This is a genomic window from Moraxella canis (assembly GCF_002014965.1).
Taxonomy (GTDB): Bacteria; Pseudomonadota; Gammaproteobacteria; order Pseudomonadales; family Moraxellaceae; genus Moraxella; species Moraxella canis.
In genome coordinates, this window is sequence record NZ_MUXT01000006.1 from 72,353 (window position 1) to 89,477 (window position 17,125).

Sequence of the window (17,125 nt, forward strand, 5' to 3'; positions counted from 1 at the left end):
CTTGGGTGTCGGTTTATAAAATAAAGCTATAAATCACAATCACCGTGATGATCCCTGCCATCACGCCTGCCAAAATATCATCCAGCATGATACCAAAGCCGCCAGACATTTGCTTATCTGCCCAAGAAATCGGAAAAGGCTTGACGACATCGAACAGGCGAAACAAGACAAACCCAAGCCCAAATAGCCAAGCCATCAGTGATGCATCACCATATAAACCGTTTAATAAGTCCATGTGATGCAGCACAAACACGGTCGGCAAAAGCGTCAGCCACATGCCCACCCACTCATCCCACACAATGTGCGGATCGTCATGCACATTCATCAGCTTAGAAGTTGTCTCACAAATATAATGCCCAAGCAGCAAGCCTAATGCGGTAGTCAGTACCAGTGCCCAAGCCCCAAGTGGCAGCAGCACCAGGGCGACCACCAAGCCGCCAACAGTGCCCCATGTGCCAGGCGCACGCTGCGGCAGTCCAGAACCAAGCCCAATGCCAAGCCAGTAGATCAATTTCTCTTGGCTGCTTGCGCTTAGCGGGCAGGGCGGGCAGGGATTGGCTTGATGGATATCGGGCTTTTGCTGTGTCATGAGTGTGGTTATTTAATGAGTTGATATGAGTGATTGACTGCTAATTGATCTAAAAATGCTGCCAACCTTTGATGGGAATTTCGACTGGCTCATCATGGTGCATCAAGGTTAGATCTTGAGCATCAATAATCTTACCAATCGGATAAATCGCCAAGTCAGGAAAATCTCTTTGAAATGCCATAAAACGATCAGGCGATAGACTAAAGCACAGCTGATAATCATCGCCACCATTTAATATATGTTGCCATTTTGACTGATTGGGCAACTCATGTAAGAGCGCATCAGTGGGAATTTTATCCAAATCCAGCCTTGCACCCACGCCGCTGGCTCTCAGAATGTGCCCAAGATCTTGCCCGAGCCCATCTGAGATGTCTATCATCGACGAGGCATAGCCACGCAGCGCCTGCCCAAGAAGCACCTGCGGTGTCGGATAGTCAAGCGCTGATCGCAACGGCGTATCATTACCTTTTAAAATGTCTGACAAAGCAAAACTTGCCAAGCCAATCTTACCGCTCACGCAGATGAGATCGCCGGATTTTGCCCCTTGTCTTTTGATCGCCTGACCTTGGGGGATAAATCCAAGCGCCGTCACCGTCACCGCCAGAACATCACTGCCAGTGGTGTCACCGCCAATCAGCTCCACCCCAAATGGCTGACACGCTGCTTTGATGCCTTGAGCAAAATCGTGACAAAATGCATCATTGGCAAGATGATCTGGCAAAGAGACGCCCATCAAAATCGCATAAGGCGTTGCCCCCATTGCCGCAAGATCGGATAAATTGACGGCTACCGATTTATAGCCAATGGCGTGGGGCGAGGTCGTGTGCGGAAAATGCCTGCCTGCCACCAAAGTATCCAAACAGCTGACCAATTCACTGCCTGTGGGGGGTTGGCTGATGGCACAATCATCGCCAATGCCTAAGATGGTATTGGCGTGGGTCGGAGTGGCGCTGCCAAAATGACGATAGATTAAGGAAAATTCGGACATTTTGAGCTATTGGGTGTCTGCTGATGCTGAGCTTTTGCCCTTATCGGCATTGACTTCTAAGCTGCGCGCTTGTTTGGCGTATTTATCCAACACCGCATTAATCAGCTTATGAGCATCGGTTGCGCCAAAATGCGTATTCAGCTGCATCGCTTCATCAAGGACGACTTTATAAGGAATGTGTAGGCTGTATTTGAGCTCATAAGCACCGATCAATAAGATCGCTTGTTCGACAGTGTCCAGCGATCCAAAATCACGGTCAAGATGGCTTGAGATATCAGCAATCAATTCATCCACAAGCTCAGGAATGCGGCGCATCATTTCATGATAATAGCCCAAATGCACCGTGTGCATGGCATTGTCAGCGCGAGTGCGTGCCACGATGGCGTGCGGCTCATTACCGCCGGCAAGCGCACGATCGATTTTGTTTAGGCGATAGTCTGTCGTGAGCCACTCATACAGACCTTGAAGGGCAAATCTGCGTGCCTTACGCACAGCAGTGTGAGAGGTTTTGTAGCCTTGTTCGGCAAGAAGAATGTCATGATCAGTCATAATGTTCCTAGCTTTAGAGTGCTTTGGCAAAGATAGTCATATCATAAAATAAAACTTGCCAAAGTCCAAGATGAATTGATTGTTAAATAGTATTGGAAAAATCCAAAAGCACACCGCATAAGTGTGCTTCAGTGGTCAGCTAAAGGGTAAATGCCATAAACGCTCAATCAGTCATGGCGTTTGAGATCATAGTGCTTTTAGCACAGAGACCATCTCAAGCGCAGTCATCGCTGCTTCATAGCCTTTATTGCCCGCTTTTGTGCCGGCGCGCTCAATGGTTTGCTCGATGTTTTCGGTGGTTAAGATGCCATTAATCACAGGGATATTGTGATGTAGTGCCACATGACTTAAGCCCTTAGCAGACTCACTGGCGACAATGTCAAAATGCGGCGTGGCACCGCGGATGATGGCACCAAGCACCACGATGGCGTCATATTTTTCAGACAGTGCCAGACGCTTGGCGACCAATGGCAGCTCAAAGGCGCCAGGTACGCGCACCACATCAATGTTCTCGCCGGCGACGCCATGGCGCACCAAGGCGTCTAGTGCGCCTTCAACCAAGCTTTCAACCAAAAAACCATTAAAGCGACCGACAGCGATGCCGATGCGTACTTTTTTATTACTGTCTAGCGCGCCTTCGATATGGGTGATGGCGGCTTTTTGTGCGGTATAAGTTGTCATAAGATGCCCTTAAATAAACGGTGTATTTTGCTTGTTATTCCGCCTATTTTACCACAATTTACCCAAAAATTTGCCCAGTTTATAAAATACTTCGTGATCACCACGCGGTCGGCTCAAATCGGACGGATAGGAATGCCTTGGGCTGTCATATATGCTTTGGCTTGTTGAATGGTATAATCGCCAAAGTGAAAAATGCTCGCTGCGAGCACCGCATCGGCTTTGCCTTTTAGGACACCGTCGGCTAAGTGCTGTAAATTACCCACGCCACCTGAGGCGATGACAGGGATATTGACCAAATCACTGATGGTGCGTGTCAATAACAAATCATAGCCTTGGCGCGTGCCATCGCCGTCCATGCTTGTCACCAACAGCTCGCCTGCACCGCGCTCGGTCATCTGCACCGCCCACTCGATGGCATCGATGCCTGTGGCTTTGCGTCCGCCGTGCGTAAAAATCTCAAAACCAATACTGCCATCAGCTTTGGTAACGCGTTTGGCATCAATCGACACCACGATGCACTGACTGCCAAACCGTGCGGCGGCATCATTGACCAAGTCAGGATTGGTGATGGCGGCAGAGTTGATCCCAACCTTATCGGCGCCTGCATTGAGTAGATTGCGGATGTCTTCGATCTTACGCACCCCACCGCCGACCGTCAGCGGAATAAAAATTGAGCGAGCGATTTTTTCGACCATATCATAGGTGGTGTCTCTGCCATCTGAGGTCGCTGTGATGTCCAAAAAAGTAATCTCATCGGCGCCTTGGTCATTGTAGCGCTTGGAGACTTCAACAGGGTCGCCTGCGTCTTTGATGTCCACAAAATTCACGCCTTTGACGACGCGACCATTTTCAACATCTAGGCAGGGGATGAGGCGTTTGGCTAACATGAGTATCCTTTACTGTAAGCTAAGCAAGATGCCAAGCATTATAGCAAGTTTTGCCAAATTTTGTGCATGATTTGGGCACACCAAGCTTACCAAAGCTCGAAAAATGCCGTCATCATTCTTTAATAAATTGAGAAAAATTTTATCGCAACTGCCTTAAAATCCATTACAATACAGTTTTTATTTTGCGTTAGGATTGCTCATGTCTGTCTATACTCACTTATCCGATGATGAATTTTTTGCTTTTTGTGGTCTGTTTGGGGTCAAGTTTCGCCGCGCCATTCCGATTGTTCAAGGCATCAAAAACTCAAATTGGTTCATCCAAACCGACAGTGATGAAGGCGATGAGTTTAGCTATGTGTTCACCCTGTACGAAGAGCGCGTCCCTGATGATATCATCAAGATGGCGACCATCATGCACACACTCAAGGACAGATTGCCCATCGCAGCGCCGCTCATCAAGATGACCGCCAAGGGCAATCACATCGGCGAAGACTGCGTGATGCGCTATGAAAATAAAGCCATCTTAATCGTCCCAAAGCTGTCAGGCAGCCATCCTGCGCTGACAGATGCCGCCATGTGTCATGAGATGGGCAAGGCTTTAGCCACTTTGCACAACACCTTGACAACCTTACAGCCGAGCGAAGACTACGGCGTGCCGCTGTATGACTGGACGCGTGTCAAGGCGCGCGAGACGGCATTTATGCCAACTGATGAAGCCAAGCTCATGCATGACATTTGGGAAGCGCACGCAAATCTGCCCCAAGCGTTGCCCAAAGGCTTATGCCATTTGGATTTATTTGCTGATAATACGCTGTGGGATTTTTCAGGGGGTGCTGCCAAATTGACAGGGCTTTTGGACTTTACCGAAGTCTCCACCGAGTATTATTTGATGGACATCGCCATCACGATCAATGATTTTTGTACCACATGGGGCACCGCTAATGATGGCGAGAGCGTGAATTTTGATACCCAAAAAATGACCGCCTTTATCGAAGGCTATCAAAGCGTGCGTGCTTTGACCTCAGCAGAAAAAGACGCCTTGCCTGTCATGTTGGCTTATAGTGCGACGATCTTTTGGCTTTTGCGCCTCAATGTCATTCACTATAACCGAGAGCAAGGGCGCACAGGCGATGACATCATGGTCAAAAATCCTGATCTGATGAAGCGCTTGGCGGCGTATCACTGGGGCAGGGTGGCTTGATGATAAGTAGGCAAGGATGGCGGCAGTGGTGATGGATAACTAACAGATGTTTGCACCCATTATTAACAGTCTGATACCACTTAGCTTGTGCATTGCGACAGGCTATCTGATGAATGCGCACAAGTTTTTGAGCCTAAAAACTTGGCAGCAGCTGGATAAGCTGAATTATTATGTACTCTTTCCTGTGCTGCTGTTTTTAAATCTTGCAACAGCAAAGATGGATTTGGCTCAATTTTCGCTAGCAATTACAGTGGTGCTCTCGGTGCTGCTTGGGGTGAGTGCTGCTATTTTTATCGCTTATGTGGTGTTCAAAATTCACAGCGATCATATTGGCGTCTATACTCAAAGCGCCATACGTTTTAATACTTATGTAGGTTTGGCGCTGGTGGCATCACTATTTGATGAGCTTGGGATGGTGCTATTTTCGCTCATCATTGCACTGTTTATTCCGCTGATTAATATCATCTCGGTGATTTCGCTCACGCTCAAACAAGGCTTTGATGTGCGTGTGCTGATGATGAATTTGCTCAAAAATCCCTTAATTGTCGCTTGTATATTGGCGATGGCTTTTAATGTTTCGCCGCTCAATTTGGCGGTGGGGATTGAGCAGTTTTTGCGTCAATTGGCATCGGCAAGCTTGCCTTTGGGGCTTTTGTGCATTGGGGCGGCGCTTCAGTTTAGATTAAATGCAGGCGAATTTAACATCATTGTGGCAAATAGCCTGATTCGCTTGATGGGTGTACCGCTGCTTGCCTATGGGCTTTGTACTTTGGTGGGGCTTGATGGGATTGATCGGCAAATTATCACGCTGTTTTTTGCGCTGCCCACCGCACCGACGGCGTATTCACTGACCCAAGCTTTGGGCGGTAATCACTTGCTCATGGCGAACATCATCAGTATGCAGACACTGCTTGCGATGCTAAGCTTGCCTGTGATTTTGTGGCTTGTGCTATAATGCCGACTTATTTTTTCATCGATTTATGAAGAGATTCTCATGTGTCAACTGCTTGGAATGAACTGTAATACGCCCACCGACATTGGCTTTAGCTTTGCAGGATTTAGAAAGCGCGGCGGACTGACCGACCATCACGAAGATGGCTTTGGGATTGCGTTTTTTGAGCGGACGGCGTCAGGCGATATTGGACTTCGTCAGTTTCATGATGATAAGCCAAGCCATCTGTCACCTGTGGCGGATTTGGTGAATCAGTATCCGATTCGAGCGATGAATGTGATTGCCCATATCCGTAAGGCGACCACAGGCGGTCATGGGCTTGCGAATATTCATCCGTTTGTGCGTGAAGTTTGGGGCGAGCAGTGGGCATTTGCGCATAATGGACAGATGACCGACAGCTTTATTCGTCGCACCCAAAGGCTGATGAATAATGGCAATGCAGAGCACTACGCGCCTGTCGGCACCACAGACAGCGAGCTTGCTTTTTGTTATCTGCTCAATCGCCTTAAGGCAACTTTTAAAACCCGCCCAACTGATGAGATGTTGTTTGCGTTCTTGACGGCGCAGTGCCGATATTTGGCGGCAAATGGGCTGTTTAATTGCCTGATTTCTAATGGCAATTGGCAATTGGCGTATGCAGGCAGCTTGCTGTTTTATTTGACACGCAAAGCGCCATTTGGCGAAGCTAAGCTGTCAGATGGTGAGATGACGGTGAATTTTAGCGATGTGACCACCGATAAGGACAAAGTGACGATCTTGGTGACCATTCCTTTGACTGACAATGAAAAATGGCAGCAGATGGCGGTGGATGAGTGTCTGGTTTTTCAAGATGGTGAAGTAGTTTTCAAAGACACCCCAAGCAAAAAAACTTATCTAAGCATTGAAGAAGGTGTGGCGCTCGCACGCAGCGTGGGAGCCAGTGTGTGACAGACGCTCAAGACACTGCTCAAGTTGATTTGGGTTTTTGGCAAAGTTTTCAACACATCAACCAAACAGCGCCCCATCTTGCGCCTTATCGTGAGATCCATGCAGCATTTGCCAAGAGTTATCAAGGCGGTCATCTGTCGGCATGGCTCAACGAGTATTTTTCTTCAAACGGCATTGTGCCATATTTGCATGGCACAAATACGCCGCTTCAATTCACTGCTCAAGACGATCTGCCACACGGCACGGCGTACGAAGCATATATTCATCAGACCGCCAAAATCCCCACGCGTGATAATCTGCATGACTGGTTTGGGGCGTGTGTATGGTCGGTATTTGCCAAGTCAAAGGCGCTACTCAACGCCAAGCACATCGCCTATGATGACGATCAAAACAGTGGCAATGGTCGTAGCCGTGTGCGCGATACCATCACCGTTTTTGATGAAAATGGTGCCATCGTGGTGGTGAGCCAAGATACCATCGGCGCGCAGATTGGCAGTGCCTTGGCGGCATTTGATTGGCAAAACTGCTTGGTCAAAACGCGCCAATATTGGGATCATCTGGCATCAAAAGATACGCACGCCAAAGTGTTCGTCTTTGGGCATGCGCTGCTTGAGCAGCTGATATCGCCTTATAAATCTTTATGTGCTCACACGCTCATTTTACATGTGCCCCAAGCATTTTTTGGGCTATCACAGCTTGAGCAGTTAAAGTATATTGATGAGATGCTCTGTGAACAACTCAATGACTTTTTGGTGGCAGGTGTGACCCCAAGGCAGCTGCACCCTTTACCCATCTTAGGTGTGCCGTATTTTTGGGATAATGCCGATCCAGACTTTTATCAAGATGCCTTTGTTTTTCGTACAGGGCGCAAAAACTCCAAGCGCTGACGAGCATCTGGTTCATAAGTTAGGTAATGTGAGCACCGATCACCAAGTGCTGCCCACGCGCATCAGCGCTCGCACAAAGTCAGTTGATGGCGGCGCCAGATAAATCAGCGCCAAGATGGTCATATACAAGCACGCATAACCCACAGGTTTTTTCATTTCAAAAAATTTAAAGGCAGTGCCTGCGGATTTTTTGAGCTTTAAGCCATAAATATTGACGCTATAAATTTCATCTAAGATCAAATGAATCAGCGCGCCAATGAACAACACAGCGCCAAACAGCCAGCTGACAAATGCCGTCAATTTGAGCCCATAAAACGCCCCACAAACTACCATAAGCGCAAAGATAGCCATATAAGGCACCGAATGCACCATGCCACGATGCACCGTCAAGCGGCTAAATGTCTCAAACAGCCCAAGACGCAACAGCAAAAATGCACCTGCCCACAAAATCAAAGAATCAATCAAAAGCTTGTCGGCGTGATAGCGATTGGCATATAAAATGGTGATCAGCGTTGAGATGACCAATGAGGCGATCAAAAAGCCTTGAGAGGCAGGCTTTGAGTGATCAAGATCAATGTCAGGCAGCAGGCTACCTAATGTCCCAACAGCCAGACAAAGCACGGCGGTCGTCAAGCCATATAACTCAAAATAAAAACCAGCCGCCGCAATGATGGCGCTGCCAACAACCCCAGCGGTGAGATGTGTGTGAAAATTTGCCATAGTTTAATATAAACTGTGCTTTAAGCAAAATTATAAAGCAAAAATAGATCAACAAAAAAGCCAGTCATGCGATCAGACTGGCTATTTGCTTCTTTTTCAAGAAAAATATTGGCATCCCATAGGGGATTCGAACCCCTGTTACCGCCGTGAAAGGGCGGTGTCCTAGGCCTCTAGACGAATGGGACGCAAAGGGTTTTGCTTTTGCAAAATAGAATGTAAGAAAATGCCTAGGTGCTTACATTCTTGTATTAACACTTTCTGATGTTCTTGACATCAGAATTTGGTGGAGCTAAGCGGAGTCGAACCGCTGACCCCTTGCATGCCATGCAAGTGCTCTACCAACTGAGCTATAGCCCCGTGCTAATGACAGCGTATTATACAGAATAAATTTTAGCCGTCAAGCATTTTTTTTGAAAAATTTTCAAAAAATATCGCTGCCTGTGCTGCGGCATAAAATTGGTCAAATCATTGCTACGGCACAGGCTTAAACGTTTAGGCTAAAAAATCTGGCAAAGATTGATTTTTCTCTTCTAGTTTTTTGAGCTTTTTCTTGCCAAGTCCGCCGAGCACCTCACACGCATGACGCAGACGCGCCAAAGTCATATCGGCGCCGATGATGTACATGGAATTCATGACAGGTGTGCTTGAATTTGAGCCTGCGATCGCCACAAAGAACGGCTGCATAAAGTCTTTTAATTTGATGTCAAAATGCGCCGCCAAGCCTTTTAGGGTTTGATAAATGTTCTCTTCACTCCAAACGGGCAGGCTTTCTAATTGCCAAGTTGCCAAGTATAAAATTTCCAACAGCTGCTCATGATCTAGGCTTTTATGCACAAAATCTTCGGCTGTGATGGCGGGCAGATTTTGGAAATAAAAACCTGCCCAATTGACCGCATCGGATAGCAGATTAATGCGCGGCTGAATGGCACGAGCGATGGCGGTGAGCTTGTCATCATCGCTTGCCCAGGTCAAAATCTTTGCCTTGAGATCATTAACACTCATGGCGCGCAGATATTCGCCGTTTAGCCAATACAGCTTTTCGATATCAAATACCGGCCCACCTAGCGATACGCGCTGAATGTCAAAGCTTTCAATCATCTCATCTAAGGTGAATTTTTCTTGCTCATTTGGCAAGCTGTAACCCATGCGACCCAGATAATTCATCAATGCTTCTGGCAGTACACCAGCATCGCGGTAGTAGGTGATTGAGGTTGGATTTTTGCGCTTGGACAGCTTAGATTTATCAGGGTTTCTCAGCAGTGGCATGTGGCACAGTGTCGGCATCTGCCAACCAAAATATTCATACAATAGCTGATGCTTGGGCGCCGAAGGCAGCCACTCTTCGCCGCGCAGCACATGAGTGATCTCCATCAAATGATCATCAACCACATTGGCAAGATGGTAAGTTGGCAAGCCATCCGTTTTTAGGAGTACTTGCATGTCCACCTGCTCCCAAGGGATGATGACTTCACCGCGCAGCATATCATGGATCACGCACACACCTTCAGAAGGGACACGCATACGAATCACATACGGTTTGCCTTGGGCGACCAATGCATCTGACTCTTCTCGGGATAAATTGGCATAGCGTCCGTCATATTTGACCGGCAAGCCTGCCGCCATCTGCGCTTCTCGCATGGCGTCAAGCTCTTCAGGTGTACAAAAGCAGCGAAACGCACGACCGTCATCTAGAAGTTTTTCAGCGTATTTTTTATAAATATCGGAGCGCTCAGACTGACGATAGGGCGCGTGTGGACCGCCCACATCTGGGCCTTCCGCCCAAGATAGCCCAACCCACTTTAGCGCATCCAAAATCATTTTTTCAGATTGTTCAGTGGAGCGAGCTTGGTCGGTATCTTCAATGCGTAGGATAAACTCTCCGCCCATGGATTTGGCGAAGGCTAAATTAAATAAGGCGATATAAGCGGTGCCCACATGAGGAAAGCCAGTTGGGCTTGGTGCGATTCGGGTGCGTACAGGTCGTGTCATAATTTTCTCTAAAGGTGTCAATGGGGGTGATAATTGGTTTATGCTATGATAACAAATCGCCACAATTTTTGGTAGATGGTGGTGTCAAGCTTCATGGAATTGTCAAAAATATCGTCGAACTGGCGAGATATGCAACAAAAGCACACAAAAAACCTTGACAAACTTCCCAAAAGCCTTTGATTTACTGCTAAAATAGTAAGGTTATGTTTCCATCTGATGATAGTTTGTTCGGTGACCAGATATCATGAGCAAATATTCTGATGCAGTCATCATTTTTGCTAAATAACCACAGTGAGCGCCATGTCAAACACCCCTTCCACTTCTGCTGAATTTAGCCATACGACGGTTTTGTTACAAGAAACGGTTGCGATGGTGCTTGGCGTCAAACGGTTGGAGGATTTGACTGCAAAAGTTTCAGGCGTGTATGTGGACGCAACGTTTGGGCGCGGTGGGCACAGTCGGCTTTTGCTTGAATATCTGGCACCTGAGGCTACCTTGGTGGTCTTTGATAAAGACCCGCAGGCGATCGCTGCTGCTGAAGCTTTGGCGGCTCAAGATGCGCGCGTCAAAGTCGTGCATGACAGCTTTGCTAATTTAACAAACAATCTACAGGCGCTCGGTATTGATCAGGTCGATGGTCTGATGGCGGATTTGGGCGTCTCAAGCCCGCAGCTGGACGATGGCGCGCGCGGATTTAGTTTTATGCGTGATGGCGCGGTGGATATGCGCATGGATACCACGCGAGGTGAGCCGGTATCTGAGTGGCTACAGCGCGTCTCGGCAGATGAGCTGGCTGATGTGTTATATCAATATGGCGAAGAGCGACATTCACGAAAAATCGCTCGGGCGATCAAAGCGATGGAAAGTTATACGTCCACGCTACAATTGGCAGAAGTCATCAAACAGGCGCACCCTGCATGGCAAAAAGGCAAACATCCCGCCACCCAAAGTTTTCAAGCGATGCGCATTTTTATTAATAATGAGCTTGGGGATGTGGAAGCGTTTTTGGCGCAAAGCATCGGTGTGCTAAAATCAGGCGGTATGCTTGCGGTGATCAGTTTTCATTCGCTTGAAGATCGTTTGATTAAGCAGTTTTTGCAGCGCCACAGCCGTGGGCAGTATGAAGAAGACGCACATCTGCCGATCATCCCCAAGCGTCCAAAATATTTTGGTAAGCCAAAGCGCGTCGGACCCAGCGATCAGGAAGTCAAAGCCAACCCAAGAGCTCGCAGCGCTTGGCTGCGTGGCGCTGAGCGTAGTGATGTCGCTTTGGCACAAGACAAAGCACAAAACGAAGATTGATACATTTTATTTTGATAGGCGGCGATTTTCATGAGCAACACTCCTTTGATGACAACACTCAACTCAAGTATGACTTGGGTTTTGCGTTTGGTGTTGGCGGTTTTGGTTGTGATGATTTTTGCAACCGCTTTGGGTATCGTCACCCAGACCCAAGAGCGACACGAAACCTACATTGAATTACAAAAACGCAGTCGTGAATTAAATGAGCTAAAAATTGAAGAGCAAAGACTGATGATTGAGCAGCAGACCTTCAGTGCCACGCCGCAAGTCGCTCAGCGCGCCGTCAGTGAGCTTGGGATGTTTTTTCCGACCAATGAAAGCCGCCGCGTCATCACACCAGGCACTAAGCCTGACCCTGAGCCAAGCCAAGATAGCGAGTAAAGCATGACCACACAAAGAAAAAATCCAAAAACTGGCTCAGCGACGGTGACGGCTCCTTTACGCCGTCCAAAGACTTCTGCCAAGACTTTTGGGATTTTGACCAAAAAACGCATCAAAAAATCTGGCGCTAATTTGGCTGGTGGCAAGCAGGATGCTTGGCGATATTTGATCATTTGGGGGCTGATGCTGTGCATCTTTGTGACGATTTTTGCGCGCGCATTTTATTTACAGATCATCAATCCGCAGTTTTTTATTGATAAAGGCGATGAGCTGATTACAGGCAAACACACCGAGCCTGCCTATCGCGGCGTGATCACAGATCGCGAGGGTGCGCCTTTGGCTGCCAACGCGCCACTGTATACGGTCTTTTTTGATCCTTATGCCTATGCCGAGGAATACTATCGCTTAGACAATGAGATCAAAACCACCAAAAGCGACGCCGTCAAACAAAAAGCGCTTGAAAAGCTCAAAGAAATGGACTTGGTCAGACTGGCAGCAGCGGCAAATTATCCGCTTGAAAAACTCGAAGCAGCCGTCGGCATCGATCATACGCTTGATACGTCTAACAGCCAAAAAGTCAAAGACGCTTTGCCAAAAGGCGCAAGCTCACGCCGCTTGGTGCTATTAAACCGTGTCTCACCCGAAGTCGCTAAGTCTGTCACGGATTTGGGACTGTTCGCCATCGGTCGTGAGCAGTATTTTCAGCGCTATTATTTACAAGCCGAGCCGAACGCACAGCTTTTGGGCTATATGGCTCAGTCAAGTGATAAAGCTCAAGGCGGCTATATTGGGCGCGCAGGCATCGAGGCAAAATATAACGAGCGCTTGGCAGGTAAAGATGGCGTGGTGCGGATTTTACGCGGTACTGGCAGACAGTCAATTCAAGAGATTGAGCAAATCGAACCGCTCATCGAAGGCGAAAACATTCGCCTAACGATTGACTCGCGCTTACAATATGTGCTTTATAAAGAGCTTGAGCAGGTTGGGCGCTTGCAGTCGGCGCGTTCAAGCTCAGGCATGGTGGTGGATGTCAAGACAGGCGAAGTGCTGGCGATGGGATCATGGCCATCGTTTAATTCTAATAATCTGTCCGAACGCGATGGCGCTAACGAAAGAAACCGTCCTGTGCTTGATGTGTTTGAGCCAGGCTCGGTGATGAAGCCGTTCACGGTGGCAGCCGCGCTTGAATCGGGCAAATACACCACCAATTCTGTCATCGATACCAGTCCAGGCAGCGTGTCGGTGGGTGGATATACGATCCGTGACGGCGGTAATTATGGCGCCATCACGCTAGATAAGCTGATCCAAAAATCCAGTAACGTCGCCTCAACAAAAATTGCGTTAAATCTACCGACTGACGCCATCGCTAATACACAGCTTAAATTTGGCTTTGGTAGTAAGACGGCACTGGATTTGCCTGCTGAGGCATCAGGACGCGTTGGGATTCCAAAAGAGCGCGAGCTGTCACGCCGTGCGACACTCAGCTATGGCTATGGTCAGCAAGTCACATTGGCGCAGCTGACACAAGCTTATGCAGCGCTTGGCAATCGGGGGCTGATGCAGCCTTTAAAGCTTGTCAAAGATCAAGAAGTGCCTGAGCCCACCCAGGTCATTAGCTCAGGTCATGCTGAATCCATCGTGCGTATGATGGAGCTGGTGACAGGGCCGGGCGGCACAGGTCAGGCTGCTGCCATCAATGGCTACCGCGTCGCGGGCAAAACGGGTACCAGCCGCCGCACTAATCCCCAAGGCGGCTATTATACCGATCAGCATCGCACGATCTTTGTGGGTTTGGCGCCTGCGTCAGATCCGCGCTTTGCGGTGACGATCTTGGTTGAAGATCCGCGTCGCCAGTCTTATGCCGGTCAAGTATCGGCACCGGTATTCCACCAAGTGATGAAAGAGGCGCTGCGCTTATATAATGTGCCTTATGATAAGCCGTTACGGGTTTCGGCGCCCTGAATTGACCGACCCATTTAGCTGATTGAGGATATGTGATGACGCCAATAAGTTTTCGTGAAGTGATCCAAAAAGCGGTTGCTACTCCCCATACCGTGACGGCGGCACTGGGTTTGACGGCGCTTAAGTCGTTATTTGCACCGATTTTGGAGTGCCAATTTGACCAATTTTGTTTGGACAGTCGTAAGATTGGCACAGATGATGGGTTCATACTTTTAAAAAGTAGCAGCCAAGATGCTCAAGCAGCCTTAAGCAATGCCAATCGTTATCTGTTGTCGGTCAAAGACAGCGCCGCATTTGTCATCAGTGAGCTTGATTTGGGCGTCCTGGATTTGGAGGGCGTTCAAATACCTGTCATCAGTGTACCAAATATTCGCACCTGTTTGGGTGATCTGATCGCCGCACGCCTTCAGCTGCATCATGCGGTAGCATTACCAAAAGTCATTGCAGTGACAGGCACCAACGGCAAAACCACGGTCAGTCAGCTGATCGCACAGCTTTGCCAAGCATCCGGCATCGACTCTGCTGTCATGGGGACAGCAGGTAATGGGCGGTTGGGTCAGCTGGTACAGTCTGCCAACACCACAGGTGATGTGTTATTGGTGCATCAATTTATTCATCAAATGGCGCAAGAAGGCGTGCAGGCGATTGCGCTTGAGGCAAGCTCCCATGGGCTTGATCAGTATCGCTTACAAGGTGTGCCAATCATTGGCGCCATCTATACCAATTTATCCCGAGATCATTTGGATTATCATCCTGATATGGCGTCGTATCGCGAAGCCAAAGCCAAGCTGTTTGATCAATCATTGTTCCCGACGCTGCGTTTTGGGGTAGTGAATTTGGATGATGAGACTGCTTTATTCGATTATGATGCTGTGGATTTTCAGCTGATTGGGTATAGCCAACAAAAGCCGAGTGCTGATTTTTATGCCAAGGCGGTACGACCAAGCCTTGAGGGCGTTGAGATTGAGGTGCAAACGCCCCAAGGTCAGATGAGCGTCATGAGCCCTTTGCTTGGGCTGTTTAATGTGGATAATTTGCTTGCCAGTATGGCAGCATTTGCCGCTTTAACTCCTGCAAAGCTCGCCGATTTACCAACTTTGATCACCAAGCTACAAGGCGCAAGAGGGCGTATGCAGCGTGCGCCATCTCAGACAGGCTCTTTTATTGTTGATTATGCACACACGCCCGATGCGCTTAAGCAAGTCTTATCAAGCCTGCGCCGCCACTGCACAGGTCGGCTGATTGCGGTCTTTGGATGCGGCGGTGATCGCGATCGAGGCAAGCGCCCGCAGATGACCCAAGCAGGTTTGGCGTATGCAGACCAAGTGATTTTGACCGCCGATAATCCGCGTTCTGAATCGCCATCTGCCATCTTAGCAGATATGCAAAAAGGGCTATCATGTGAGGATCATTACAAGATCATCATTGAGCCTGATCGAAAAAGCGCCATCGAATTGGCAGTCAAAACCGCAGGCGAGACTGACATCGTGGTGATCGCAGGCAAGGGGCATGAAACTTATCAAGAAATCCAAGGCGTGCGCCACGATTTCGACGATTTGGCAGTATTGGGCGAGTTTTTACAAAAATATCAAAAATAACAGTCATTAAAAAGGCAAGAACATGACAAATCCAAGCGCATATCTGTGGCGCCAAGACACCTTAAAACAAGCCACGCAAGGACAATGGCACCATGCTGATGGCGCCAAGATTTGCGCCAGTCGTATCGTGACTGACACACGCCAAATCCAAGCCGGTGATGTGTTTTTGGCGATCAAAGGTGAGCGATTTGATGCGCATGATTTTATCCAAAGTGCGCATCAGCAAGGGGCGTCTGCGGCGATTGTTGAGCGCGTTATTGACTGTGATATGCCGCAGCTGTTGGTGTCAGATACCAAGCTTGCTTTGGGGGATTTGGGCAAGTTTCGTCGAGAGGCGCACCCTGATTTGACGGTAGTTGCCTTGACCGGCTCTAGCGGTAAGACGACGACCAAAGAGATGATTGGTGCCATTTTGGGGCAGATTGCGCCCACGCTCATGACGCGCGGCAATTTGAATAACGATCTTGGCGTGCCGATGATGCTGCTTGAGCTGACTGATGAACATCGGTTTGCGGTGTTGGAGCTTGGGGCAAATCATCTGGGTGAGATTGCCTATACTGCGTCGATGGTGCGTCCTGATGTGGCGCTGATATTGAACATCGGTACCGCACATCTGGGCGAATTTGGCGGTCGGGCTAATATTGCGCGTGCCAAATCAGAGATTTATTCGGCGCTGACAAATCAAGGCGTGGCAATTTTACCGTTTTCAGATGAATTTTATCCAGAGCTGTTCAACGAAGCGTCTCAATTTACAGAGCTGCAGTTGTCATTTGGTGAGCGCACTGTGCCCATTGAGCAAGCAGGACTTGAGCCGGCAGATCAAACGATGCTTGAAGCTGAAGGTGTCAGCTGTGTGCTCATGATGGGGGATTTATTTGCTGATGATATCGAAACTTTTGCCACGCACAGCACATTTAGCCTAAATACCAATATTGACATTGACCAAATCGACAGCTTGCCTGTGCATCTACCATTTATTGGCGAGCATAATGTGGCTAATGCTTTGGCGGCGGCTGCGGCGACTTTTGCCCTGGGTGTACCGCTTGAGCAAATTGTCACAGGGCTTGAGCGTGCGACACCGCCAAAGGGTCGCTTGACGCGTCTGTCCGTGGATGGGCACAGCGTTATTGATGACACTTATAATGCCAATCCCACATCTATGCTTGCTGCAGCAAAAGTGCTCGAAGCTGAATTGGGCACCAAGATACTGGTGCTCGGCGATATTTTTGAGCTGGGCGACGCGGCAGATGATGAGCATGCCAAACTGGGGCATCAGCTGGCTTTACTTGAGATTGATCATGTATTGACTTTGGGTAATCACATGGCGCACACCGCCGCAGCCATCAATGAACAAAAGCCGATTGCCAAGCATTATACAGATAAGCCAAGTCTTTTGAATGATTTGCGTCAGATATTATCACACGGTTCTGCCACCGTGTTATTCAAAGGGTCTCGCGGTATGGCAATGGAGAGCCTGATCGCTGATTTGACCGCTTCTAACCATTGAAACTT

The 17,125-nt window shown here is 48.6% G+C and carries 16 protein-coding genes and 2 tRNA genes; 9 read left to right on the top strand and 9 right to left on the bottom strand.

From position 1 onward, the window contains the following. Window positions 1-13 precede the first annotated feature (13 nt). The 5 genes from B0180_RS05360 to hisF all read right to left on the bottom strand — a co-directional run bounded on the left by B0180_RS05360 (window position 14) and on the right by hisF (window position 3,694). Window positions 14-589 carry a phosphatidylglycerophosphatase A family protein gene (locus tag B0180_RS05360; RefSeq protein ID WP_078256010.1) on the bottom strand — a complete coding sequence of 192 codons (576 nt, stop codon included), beginning with the start codon at window positions 587-589 and terminating at the stop codon, window positions 14-16. Window positions 590-638: 49 nt separating this feature from the next. Continuing rightward, window positions 639-1,577: a thiamine-phosphate kinase gene (thiL, locus tag B0180_RS05365; RefSeq protein ID WP_078256011.1), complete on the bottom strand. Its 939-nt coding sequence runs from the start codon at window positions 1,575-1,577 to the stop codon at window positions 639-641. 6 nt (window positions 1,578-1,583) lie between these two features. Continuing rightward, window positions 1,584-2,126 (bottom strand): transcription antitermination factor NusB, encoded by a 543-nt coding sequence (gene nusB / locus B0180_RS05370; protein WP_078256012.1) that lies wholly within the window; start codon window positions 2,124-2,126, stop codon window positions 1,584-1,586. 186 nt (window positions 2,127-2,312) lie between these two features. Next, window positions 2,313-2,807, bottom strand: coding sequence for a 6,7-dimethyl-8-ribityllumazine synthase (gene ribH / locus B0180_RS05375; RefSeq protein WP_049235667.1), 495 nt, complete (start codon window positions 2,805-2,807; stop codon window positions 2,313-2,315). Window positions 2,808-2,920: 113 nt separating this feature from the next. Further along, window positions 2,921-3,694 carry an imidazole glycerol phosphate synthase subunit HisF gene (gene hisF / locus B0180_RS05380; protein ID WP_078256013.1) on the bottom strand — a complete coding sequence of 258 codons (774 nt, stop codon included), beginning with the start codon at window positions 3,692-3,694 and terminating at the stop codon, window positions 2,921-2,923. 199 nt (window positions 3,695-3,893) lie between these two features. Here hisF and B0180_RS05385 point away from each other — a divergent pair, with 199 nt between their 5' ends. From B0180_RS05385 to B0180_RS05400, 4 genes are read left to right on the top strand one after another with little or no spacing between them, the layout of a single operon-like run. Beyond that, complete coding sequence (locus B0180_RS05385; protein WP_078256014.1) at window positions 3,894-4,895, top strand: homoserine kinase; 1,002 nt, start codon at window positions 3,894-3,896, stop codon at window positions 4,893-4,895. Window positions 4,896-4,941: 46 nt separating this feature from the next. Further along, on the top strand, window positions 4,942-5,850 hold the full coding sequence (locus tag B0180_RS05390) for an AEC family transporter (RefSeq protein ID WP_078256015.1): 909 nt from the start codon (window positions 4,942-4,944) through the stop codon (window positions 5,848-5,850). 39 nt (window positions 5,851-5,889) lie between these two features. Continuing rightward, window positions 5,890-6,774, top strand: a complete 885-nt coding sequence (locus B0180_RS05395) for a class II glutamine amidotransferase (RefSeq protein WP_078256016.1) — start codon at window positions 5,890-5,892, stop codon at window positions 6,772-6,774. Beyond that, a complete protein-coding gene (locus tag B0180_RS05400) occupies window positions 6,771-7,661 on the top strand; it encodes a DUF3025 domain-containing protein (protein ID WP_078256017.1) in 891 nt (296 codons plus the stop codon). The genes B0180_RS05395 and B0180_RS05400 overlap by 4 nt, the downstream gene beginning before the upstream one ends. 39 nt (window positions 7,662-7,700) lie before the next feature. Here B0180_RS05400 and B0180_RS05405 read toward each other — a convergent pair whose 3' ends face one another. From B0180_RS05405 to gltX, 4 genes are all read right to left on the bottom strand, one after another. Further along, on the bottom strand, window positions 7,701-8,381 hold the full coding sequence (locus B0180_RS05405; protein ID WP_078256018.1) for a metal-dependent hydrolase: 681 nt from the start codon (window positions 8,379-8,381) through the stop codon (window positions 7,701-7,703). 109 nt (window positions 8,382-8,490) lie between these two features. After that, a tRNA-Glu gene (locus B0180_RS05410) sits at window positions 8,491-8,566 on the bottom strand. A gap of 96 nt (window positions 8,567-8,662) precedes the next feature. Continuing rightward, window positions 8,663-8,738, bottom strand: a tRNA-Ala gene (locus B0180_RS05415). 135 nt (window positions 8,739-8,873) lie between these two features. Further along, the gene (gltX, locus tag B0180_RS05420) at window positions 8,874-10,370 is read right to left on the bottom strand and encodes a glutamate--tRNA ligase (RefSeq protein WP_078256019.1); all 1,497 of its coding nucleotides are present in this window, start codon (window positions 10,368-10,370) and stop codon (window positions 8,874-8,876) included. 300 nt (window positions 10,371-10,670) lie between these two features. Here gltX and rsmH point away from each other — a divergent pair, with 300 nt between their 5' ends. From rsmH to B0180_RS05450, 5 genes are read left to right on the top strand one after another with little or no spacing between them, the layout of a single operon-like run. Further along, window positions 10,671-11,672 carry a 16S rRNA (cytosine(1402)-N(4))-methyltransferase RsmH gene (gene rsmH, locus B0180_RS05425; protein ID WP_078256020.1) on the top strand — a complete coding sequence of 334 codons (1,002 nt, stop codon included), beginning with the start codon at window positions 10,671-10,673 and terminating at the stop codon, window positions 11,670-11,672. A gap of 30 nt (window positions 11,673-11,702) precedes the next feature. After that, window positions 11,703-12,053, top strand: a complete 351-nt coding sequence (ftsL, locus tag B0180_RS05435; protein WP_078256022.1) for a cell division protein FtsL — start codon at window positions 11,703-11,705, stop codon at window positions 12,051-12,053. A gap of 3 nt (window positions 12,054-12,056) precedes the next feature. Further along, a complete protein-coding gene (locus B0180_RS05440) occupies window positions 12,057-14,015 on the top strand; it encodes a peptidoglycan D,D-transpeptidase FtsI family protein (protein ID WP_078256023.1) in 1,959 nt (652 codons plus the stop codon). Between the two features lie 35 nt (window positions 14,016-14,050). After that, window positions 14,051-15,613 carry a UDP-N-acetylmuramoyl-L-alanyl-D-glutamate--2,6-diaminopimelate ligase gene (locus B0180_RS05445; protein WP_078256024.1) on the top strand — a complete coding sequence of 521 codons (1,563 nt, stop codon included), beginning with the start codon at window positions 14,051-14,053 and terminating at the stop codon, window positions 15,611-15,613. Window positions 15,614-15,635: 22 nt separating this feature from the next. After that, a complete protein-coding gene (locus tag B0180_RS05450; protein ID WP_078256025.1) occupies window positions 15,636-17,120 on the top strand; it encodes a UDP-N-acetylmuramoyl-tripeptide--D-alanyl-D-alanine ligase in 1,485 nt (494 codons plus the stop codon). Window positions 17,121-17,125 lie beyond the last annotated feature (5 nt).